Annotated in this window: 7 protein-coding genes and 1 pseudogene; 5 read left to right on the top strand and 3 right to left on the bottom strand. The window is 45.1% G+C overall.

Annotation, left to right across the window (positions count from 1 at the left end; genetic code table 11):
• Positions 1-124 precede the first annotated feature (124 nt).
• Complete coding sequence (locus THEPK_RS08065; RefSeq protein ID WP_042700422.1) at positions 125-793, top strand: IS6 family transposase; 669 nt, start codon at positions 125-127, stop codon at positions 791-793.
• 5 nt (positions 794-798) lie between these two features.
• Here the strand turns inward: THEPK_RS08065 and pdo are convergent, their stop codons facing one another.
• Positions 799-1,467 carry a protein disulfide oxidoreductase gene (gene pdo, locus THEPK_RS08060; protein WP_042700755.1) on the bottom strand — a complete coding sequence of 223 codons (669 nt, stop codon included), beginning with the start codon at positions 1,465-1,467 and terminating at the stop codon, positions 799-801.
• A 150-nt stretch (positions 1,468-1,617) separates the two neighbouring features.
• On the opposite strand from pdo, the gene surR reads away from it, so the two are divergent.
• The 3 genes from surR to THEPK_RS08045 are packed head-to-tail and all read left to right on the top strand — an operon-like array spanning position 1,618 to position 3,708.
• A complete protein-coding gene (surR, locus tag THEPK_RS08055) occupies positions 1,618-2,310 on the top strand; it encodes a sulfur metabolism transcriptional regulator SurR (protein WP_042700420.1) in 693 nt (230 codons plus the stop codon).
• 10 nt (positions 2,311-2,320) lie between these two features.
• The gene (locus THEPK_RS08050) at positions 2,321-2,524 is read left to right on the top strand and encodes a DUF362 domain-containing protein (protein WP_042700417.1); all 204 of its coding nucleotides are present in this window, start codon (positions 2,321-2,323) and stop codon (positions 2,522-2,524) included.
• Positions 2,521-3,708: a geranylgeranyl reductase family protein gene (locus THEPK_RS08045; RefSeq protein ID WP_042700415.1), complete on the top strand. Its 1,188-nt coding sequence runs from the start codon at positions 2,521-2,523 to the stop codon at positions 3,706-3,708. Before THEPK_RS08050 ends, THEPK_RS08045 begins: the two co-directional genes overlap by 4 nt.
• A gap of 23 nt (positions 3,709-3,731) precedes the next feature.
• On the opposite strand, the gene topA is transcribed toward THEPK_RS08045, so the two are convergent.
• Together topA and THEPK_RS08035 are read right to left on the bottom strand one after the other, a co-directional pair.
• The gene (topA, locus tag THEPK_RS08040; RefSeq protein ID WP_042700412.1) at positions 3,732-5,885 is read right to left on the bottom strand and encodes a DNA topoisomerase I; all 2,154 of its coding nucleotides are present in this window, start codon (positions 5,883-5,885) and stop codon (positions 3,732-3,734) included.
• A 243-nt stretch (positions 5,886-6,128) separates the two neighbouring features.
• Positions 6,129-6,995, bottom strand: coding sequence for a DMT family transporter (locus THEPK_RS08035; RefSeq protein WP_042700409.1), 867 nt, complete (start codon positions 6,993-6,995; stop codon positions 6,129-6,131).
• A gap of 107 nt (positions 6,996-7,102) precedes the next feature.
• Between THEPK_RS08035 and THEPK_RS13115 the strand changes: the two are divergent.
• Positions 7,103-7,375 (top strand): annotated as a pseudogene (locus THEPK_RS13115) (IS982 family transposase); the annotation flags it as partial.

The raw sequence follows: 7,375 nt of genomic DNA, 5'->3' as shown, positions 1-7,375 counted from the left end.
CGTGGTTTGGCAGTAGGATCCCCTGTTTTCTGAAAAAGACTACTGTAACCCGAATCCTGCTTGGGGTAATGTGTTATGGTCTGAAAATCCTCCTCAGAGTCAAATACTGTTTAAATAACAGGGGGTGAAACTAAACACGCCCCGCCGGAACAAAATCCCAGCAAAAAAGAAAACCAGGGCAATAAACCTGTACCTGCACGGACTAAGTTACAGACAGGTAGGAACAATCCTCGAAATCAGCCACACAACAGTCTGGGAAACAGTCCAAAAATTCGCGAAAGCAGTTTACCAGCCGAAAATCCTCGCAGTCAAAAAACAGAGAAACTTCATCGCAATTGACGAGACAGTGATAAAGATCAACGGTCAGAAGAGATTTCTCTGGGCTGCAATCGACGTTGAGAGCAAAGAAATCCTAGCAGTATGGATTACAAGCGTTAGGAACTGGTGGATTGCCAGGGACTTCATTCTAGTTGTTTTGAAATCCTGCGAGGGACAGCCAATTTTCCTGGTTGACAAAGGGCCGTGGTATAAATCAGCGTTTAAATCTCTCGGGTTGGATTATCTGCATGTGACTTTCGGGCCGAGGAACTGTGTTGAGCGCTGGTTTAGGACTGTTAAAGAGAGAACAAAGCGTTTCTGGAATAACTTCAGGGCTAGAGACTGGAGGAGGGTTCACAGGTTTGTTTTTCTGTTTTCATTCTGGTATAATTTTGTTAGAATTCATTCTCGGTTTGGTGGACCGCCTGGTGATGTGACTGAATGGCTTCAGGAGGTGATACCCCAGTTATCCTGACAGTGTCAAGCTTGGAGAAGCTTTTCGAGGAACATCTTCTCTGGATAAGCACCTTCGAATGAAACCTTGTCCTCGCCGTTGACCCTTATGACGACCTTTGGAACTGCCATGACGCTGTACTGGTCGGCCCACTCGGGGAATTCTATTGCCTCAATCATGTCTCCAAGGATCTTGCCCTTTCCTGCAAGTGCGTTCTCAATTGCAAACTTGTGTGCCATTCTAACGGCCATTGGACAGTAGGGGCAGGTTGGGGTTACAAAGACGTATATTTCAACGTCTTGATCAATGTTCCTTACTGCTTCTTTAGTCTCTTCTGAAAGGTCTGTTTCGCCTCTCGATACGTCAACAATGTCCTCTAAGAATGATCCAAACTCATGCCCTGCTGGAAGGCCAAAGTACCTAACTCCAAAGTCTTTCCCATCTTGGGTTATTATGGTTACCGGAGCTCTATCGACTCTGTACTTCTCGGCAAGCTCCTTTTCACTGTCAAAATCATGCACTTCATAGCTTATAAGGTCGCTAAGCTCGCTAATTTCTTCAACAAGCTGTTTCAGCTGGTCACAGTATTGGCAGTGCTCTTTTCCTGTGAAGACGATGAGCTTAACCGGATTAACGAGCTTTGAAAAGAACTCCTCCTTAATTATCTTCTTGTCCCCATCACTAATAAGCGCCATCTCCATACACCTCCAATCAGTTTCAAACTAAAGCTTTTTAACCTTTGGATGCAACATATCTACGGAAACTTTACAAATTTAGAGTTTTCAACCAAAGGTTAGGATGACGGTATATAAACTTTACGATACAGATTTGGGTAGGTGGGCAACATGTCTGAACCAGATATATTTTACATCTTAGGGAACAAGGTGAGGAGGGACTTACTCAGCCACTTGACATGTACCGAATGCTACTTCAGCCTGCTCAGCAGCAAGGTTAACGTTTCCTCCACTGCTGTTTCAAAACACCTGAAAATAATGGAGAAAGAGGGTGTCCTGAAGTCATACGAAAAGGAAGAAGGGTTTATCGGGCCTACGCGAAAATACTACTCCATAGCCGTTTCAAAAACGTTTCTTGTAACTGTCACACCCAATATATTCTGGTATAAAAGTCTGGATTTGGGTTCTCCCGAGAAGCTTGAAAGATTCGAAATCAGGCTTGATGAGCTTGATAAGTCCCCAAAAAGCTTACATTCCATGGTAACAGCTTTTATAGAGGCAAACAAAAAGCTGGAGCAGATAATAGATGCTTTAAAAACTATTGAGAGCTACAGAAACAACCTCATGAAGAGCATTAAGGAAAGATATTTGAAGGAAATCGGCGACATGACCCAGCTTGCTATCCTTCATTACTTGTTGCTCTACGGTAACACAACAGTCGAGCAGTTAAGCGATGTTTTGAACCTCAAAGAAAGAGAAATTAAGGAGAAGATTGAGGAACTCTCAAAAGTGATACCGCTAAGCTTAAAAGGAGACATCATAGAAATTGATGAGGAAGAGCTTATGAAAAGAGAAGCAAAATGAGGGGGTTGCCATGCCAGAAAAAATTAGGATCATTGTAAACGAAGATAGATGCTACCTCTGCGGCGGTTGTGCAGGTGTCTGCCCGACACTCGCGATAGAGGTGCACTCGACCGGCTGGGAGTTCCTTCAAGACAAGTGCATAAGCTGCAGGATATGCATCAATACCTGTCCCGTTGGAGCCCTGAGCGCTGAACCCCTGGAGGTGAGCGAATGACCTGGAAGTACGACGTCGTTGTTGTCGGTTCTGGTATCGCTGGCCCCATAATTGCGAGAAACGTCGCTAAAGCTGGTTTCTCCGTCCTTCTCATCGATAAGAAGTGGGCTATAGGCACTCCAAAGCAGTGCGCCGAGGGAATAAGCATCAAGGTCTTCGACAAGTACGACATCCCCTACGACAAGCGCTTCATCAACCGCGAAATCTACGGTGCTAAGCTCTACTCCCCGAGCGGCTACGAGCTCGAAATGCGCTACAAGAAAGTCAGCGGAGTAATCCTTGAGAGGAAGGTCTTCGACAAGATGCTGGCCTATTACGCGGCTAAAGCGGGTGCAGATGTTCTCGCGAGGACCGAGGCGCTCGATGTCATAAGGAAGGACGGAAAGGTTGCTGGAATCAAAGCCAAGCACGAGGATGAACCCGTTGAGATTTACGCGGATATAATAGTTGCCGCCGACGGCGTTGAGAGCACCATAGCGAGGAAAGCCGGAATAAACACCTACGCTCCACCCCACGAGTTCGACTCTACCTATGAATACGAGATGCTCATAGAGGGCTTTGATCCAGACCTGATTCACCTGTGGTTCGGAAACGAAGTGGCACCCAGAGGCTACGTATGGGTCTTCCCGAAGGACGAGGACAGGGCCAACGTGGGCATTGGAATAAACGCCGACAACCCAAAAACAGCTAAGTACTACCTCGACAAGTGGCTCAAGGAAAACAACATCCCGGCAAAGAAACTCCTCGAAATTAACGTTGGAGTAGTCCCAGTTGGTGGTATCGTCAAGGAGCTTGCCAAAGACAATGTGGTCGTTGTAGGGGATGCCGCTAGACAGGTAAACCCCATGCATGGCGGTGGAATGGCAGAAGCTATGGAAGCAGGAACAATAGCGAGCAAGTGGATAGTAAAAGCACTTGAAGAGGAAAACCTTGAACTTCTGAAGAACTATACAAAAGAGTGGTGGGAAAAGGACGGCAAAAGATTGGAAAGAGTCCTTAAAGTCAGAAAAGTCGTGGAAAAATTAACTGACGAAGATCTGGATGTATTTATCCAAGTGCTAAGCGGGGCAGATGCGGAAAAAATTGCAGGCGGCGATTATCTGGAAGTCATAAAGGCCCTCCTCAAGCATCCAAAAGTGCTCATGAGCCCAAGAAGGATAGCCCTCCTTAAGGAGCTTCTCTGATTCTAACTTTTAAGTTATAACTTCTAACCTCTATTTTTTCTTCGGTTTTTGTAGCAGTTCATATCAAGGCACACTTCGTATTCTCTATTGCGCTCTTTGATCTTCACTATTGGGGCATTTCCGCATTCAGGGCATGTCTTTCCAGTTGGGATTATTTCTCCCCTTTGGAGAAGTGGATATGTGACATTGCAGTTGGGCCAATTGGAGCAGCCCACAAACCTTTTTCCTGTTTTTCTATTATATCTCACCACTAAGTCGCCACCGCATTTGGGACATTTCCCCACTATTATGATGTCCTCTCTCTTTTCGGCAGACTTTTTGATACTCTCCTCTTCTTCTGCAGTAAGTTCCTTTGTGCTAGCACGTTTCTTATTTTCTTTGTTTTTCTGGCTCTCAACAAACGTTTCCAGAAGTTTTTTCCCTATTTCTTTCTCTTTTTGCTTGAATTCTTTTAATATTTTTACCAGGGTTTCCTTGGACTCTTCGATAACTTTTTCCTTGCTTACTTTTTTCTGCATTATCTGTTCCATCTTTTCTTCAAACTCCTTCGTCAGCTCTACGCTTATTATGTCTGGGACGTTGTTTTCCAGGGCTTCTATCACCTTCATGCCGAGAGGAGTCACCTTTATCTGTTTCTTGCCCTCTATGTAGCCCCTCGAATATAAGGTTTCTAATATTTGGGCTCTTGTAGCCTTGGTTCCAATGCCGAGGTCTTCCATTTTCTTGATGACACTTGCTGGAGAATACCTTGCTGGTGGTTTGGTTTTCTTCTTCTCTCTCTTTATCTGGATAACTTTTACTCTCTCCCCTTCCTCGAACTTTGGAAGCAAAACTTCATCAAATTTAACGTACTTGCCGTAAATCTTCAGCCATCCCTCTTTAATTGTCCTTGAGCCGCTGAGGATAAAGCGGTGGTTGTTTGAGTTTATGATTACTTTCATACTCTCTCTTACGGCGGGGTCAGCGAATGCGGCTAAGAATCTCCTAACTATCAAATCGTAAAGATTCTGCTCATCTTTGCTTAGATCTCCGGGTTTGGGCAGCTCACCGGTGGGATATATTGCCGGGTGAGCAGGATCATCTTTTTTGCCTTCTACGGGTTTTAAAACTCCTTTACCTAAAAGTTCATGAGCATGGGGCTTGTAATCTGGAATTTTGGCAAGGTTATGGATAATATACTGATAGTTCAAATTTTCCGGAAGTTTTTGGGACGAGGTTCTAGGGTATGAGATGAAAGATTTTTCATACAAGCTTTGTGCTATGTCGAGGGTCTTCTTTGGGCTGTAACCGAAGGCAGAGTAAGCTTCCCTTTGAAGTGTCCCAAGGTCGAAGGGATGAGGGGGGTTTCTTTGCTGCTGTTTTACCTCTATCTTCTCCACAAATGCCGGCCCTTTTTTGGCCTCTTCAACGATTTTTTTGGCCTCTTCCTCGTTAAAAATGCGATCCTTCTCATAAACGGCTGTGTATTGTTGGCCGTTTTTTTCGAGAATCATTTTTATGACCCAGTACGGCGTGGGGACGAAATTTGCGATTTCCCTTTCCCTTTCAACCAAGAACTTCAACGTCGGCCCTTGAACCCTTCCCGTGCTTAAAACTATCCACTTACCGCTGGCTTTTCTTATAGCCGAGCTCAACGCTCTAGAGAGGTTTACTCCCCAGTACCAGTCAAGGACGTGCCTTGCTATTCCAGCATCGGCCATTCCGAAGTTAATCGTCGGCTCTAGGTTATACCACGCTTTTAACAGGTCTTTTTTCGTGAGTGCGGAGAACTTCATTCTCTTCGCCTTTGAAGGATCAACGCCGCAGGCATATTTTAACGCAGTATACCCTATTACCTCACCTTCGGTATCGTAGTCACACGCAACGACAAACTCATCCGCCCTCTTTGCGAGCTCTCTAAGGGCTTTTATGTAATCCTTAGCGTAGCTTTTTCCCTTTTCTGCAACATAAACGGGAACCCATTCTATATCAAAAACCGGGTAGCCGTAAGTTTTCTCTTTGGGAGCGAGTGAGAAGAGGTGTCCAACAGCCGGGGCGACTATTATTTTTTTCCCATCTCTTGTGAGCTCATAGTAAGGGACTTTACCGATGGTCTTCCTTACCGGCTTACCTTCGGCAAGGGCATAGGCTATTTTTCTGGCTACGTTTGGCTTCTCTGCAATTATGAGCGTAGTCATGATACCCCTCTCACTTCCTTTAAAAAGGGAGTATAAGAATTTTTTGGAAGTTGTGGGCCGGCAACAGAGGCCCGCGTTCACTTTTCGCGCGGGTGGATGCACCGGCCCTGTGGGCTCGGCGTGAGCACGCTCCGCTCATAGAGCCCGATACCTTGCGGAGGCGGGTTCAACCGAGCCCGTGCGAGGAGACTGATTGTCCCCTCGCTGTCGGCACTCTAAGATATGAGTGAAAGGTTAAATTCTTTACGCTGTTGTTATCAAAACTACACCCACAACGGCTAACACCAATCCTGCAAATATCTTAGCGTTTGGCGGCTCTTTTAGAAGTGCTATGGCAAGAAGGGAGGATATAATTGGGTTTACAGCACTTACCGGGGCAGAGATCTGGGAACCGACCAAACTTACGGACTTAACGAACGCATACTGGCCAATTATTAAACCAAGCAGAGCCGCTCCAGAGAGCGTTGCCAATTCGTTTTTCGTGATTCCTCTAAGCTCTTTCCAATATTTGGGGAGGAACACACTAATGCCCAATGCAGCAAATATCATCCTAATGCCCGCTAAAGATAGGGGAGAAACTTGCGAAGCCAGGACATCGAGCAGCACTATTGCAATGCTCCATGAAATAGGCGCTAGAATGGCAAATATAAATCCTTTGCTGTCGAGATGTTCTTCAACTTCTCCTTTTCTAACTATGACTATTGCCAAAAATACAAGGAATGCTCCAACGATTATCTGGGCATTTATGTTCCTACCCAGAAACAACCAAGCCCATAATATGGTCCAGAGAGGATAGGAGGATGTTATTGGGACGGTTCTGGATACACCCATCAACTTGAGAGCATTAAAGTAGAAATAATCCCCTATAACAAAGCCGAACTGGCCAGAGATAAACGTGATTAAGAGAACCCGCCAATTGAGGGAAAATATCTCGGCATAGCTTCCGGTGAAAAAGAATAAACAGGCGTAAAAAATCGCCGTGATGTATAGCCTGATTATATTAACGGTAACTGCGCTCTTGTTCTTCATCCCAATTTTCACTAGAACCGAAGCGGTTCCCCATCCAAGTGCAGAAATCAACGCGAGTAATGCTCCCCACAGCGTGTTCATGTTAAGAAAGGTGAGTGCTTAATTTAAAAACTTAACGTTTCGAAAACTATACCCTAGTTCCCATTAGATCGTTAGAGTTATAAGCACTTAAGTCTTTTGGTTGATTGGTGGTTGTTATGAACTTTCAGCAGGAAATCCTGATCATAAAATCCGAAATCTATCCGATAATCAGCAAACACTACCCGAAAACACTCACAGGGAAATAATCAGCCTCTACGACCTGATAACCTTCGCAATACTAGCACACTTGCACTTTAACGGAGTTTACAAGCACGCTTACAGAGTCCTAATCGAAGAAATGAAGCCTAGTTCCCCAAAATCAGGTACAACAAACTAACAGAACGCTTGAACAGGACACGAAAAACTCCTGCTCCTAGCGC

Origin of the sequence: Thermococcus sp. PK, assembly GCF_000430485.1 — an archaeon.
Classification (GTDB): domain Archaea; phylum Methanobacteriota_B; class Thermococci; order Thermococcales; family Thermococcaceae; genus Thermococcus_A; species Thermococcus_A bergensis.
This window is presented reverse-complemented; position numbering and strand designations above follow the sequence as displayed.

What these genes read in the sequence shown, in the direction of transcription:
- THEPK_RS08035 (WP_042700409.1), bottom strand. Translation starts at nt 6,995, where the DNA reads ATGAACACGCTGTGGGGAGCATTACTCGCGTTGATTTCTGCACTTGGA.
- surR (WP_042700420.1), top strand. Translation starts at nt 1,618, where the DNA reads ATGTCTGAACCAGATATATTTTACATCTTAGGGAACAAGGTGAGGAGG.
- topA (WP_042700412.1), bottom strand. Translation starts at nt 5,885, where the DNA reads ATGACTACGCTCATAATTGCAGAGAAGCCAAACGTAGCCAGAAAAATA.
- pdo (WP_042700755.1), bottom strand. Translation starts at nt 1,467, where the DNA reads ATGGCGCTTATTAGTGATGGGGACAAGAAGATAATTAAGGAGGAGTTC.
- THEPK_RS08045 (WP_042700415.1), top strand. Translation starts at nt 2,521, where the DNA reads ATGACCTGGAAGTACGACGTCGTTGTTGTCGGTTCTGGTATCGCTGGC.
- THEPK_RS08050 (WP_042700417.1), top strand. Translation starts at nt 2,321, where the DNA reads ATGCCAGAAAAAATTAGGATCATTGTAAACGAAGATAGATGCTACCTC.